The following is a 954-nucleotide window of genomic DNA, read 5'->3' on the forward strand; positions in this document are numbered from 1 at the left end:
ACAGCCTGCCAGAAGGTGTTGAAAGTAAAATTAAAAGCCTTTTAAATACGCTTTTAAAAGATGTTTTCAATAACAAAATTAAGGCCGGAGACATTTATCAAAAACTATTAAAAATAGTAGGTAGTACGTTACAACAGGCTACAACCGAAAGCTCAGGCACAAGCTTTGCACAAGTTGACTGGAATACGCCTGATGCCAATATGTTGCAGCGTTTAACACGTGATGTTTGGCAATTTTCAGCCGCTAAAAACTATCAGCAAATGCAAGATATGACACTCGCTTTGCTGGATGATGATGGCAAGCTGCGCAGCTTTTCCGACTTTAAAGAAGAGGCCACAAAGACACATACAAAATATAATAGTACCTGGTTAAAAACTGAGTACGACCATGCCGTAGGTTCAGCAACCATGGCCAGCCGGTGGAGCGAGTTTGAAGAAAACGCAGCCGATCAGCCTTATTTAAAATACCAAACGGTAGGCGATAACAATGTAAGGCACGAACACCAGTTATTAAATGGTATCGTTCGCAAAATAACCGATAGCTTTTGGAACAAGTATTTCCCGCCTAACGGTTGGGAATGCCGTTGCGATGTAGTTCAACTGTCGGCCAGTTATGCAACTGAAACCGAAGCTTTACCAAAAGTTCCTATTGATAGTATGTTTGCCACTAATTTGGCTAAAACAGGAATGATATTTCCTAAAAACCATCCATACTATGACGGTGTGACGGATGATGTAATGAAACGTGCCGTTGCCAGTTTACCCGATGATGTGGCTTACAATAATGTTTACACAAGCGAGTCGGGTAATACGGTTGACTTACATATTTATCACGGCATAAACGAAACGCCGGGCAATATTAAAACCGCTAAGTTTTTAGCTGATAACGGTTACGATGTTAAGCTATTGCCTGTACTGGATAAGGATGATAACGACATTAGAGAGCTGGTTTATA

General features: G+C 40.8%; 1 protein-coding gene. It reads left to right on the forward strand.

The genetic code is table 11. The features are described 5' to 3' along the window. On the forward strand, window positions 1–954 hold a 954-nt coding region (locus tag CYTFE_RS32160; protein ID WP_044262715.1), incomplete at both ends, for a phage head morphogenesis protein.

It is taken from the genome of Saccharicrinis fermentans DSM 9555 = JCM 21142 (assembly GCF_000517085.1).
GTDB lineage: Bacteria > Bacteroidota > Bacteroidia > Bacteroidales > Marinilabiliaceae > Saccharicrinis > Saccharicrinis fermentans.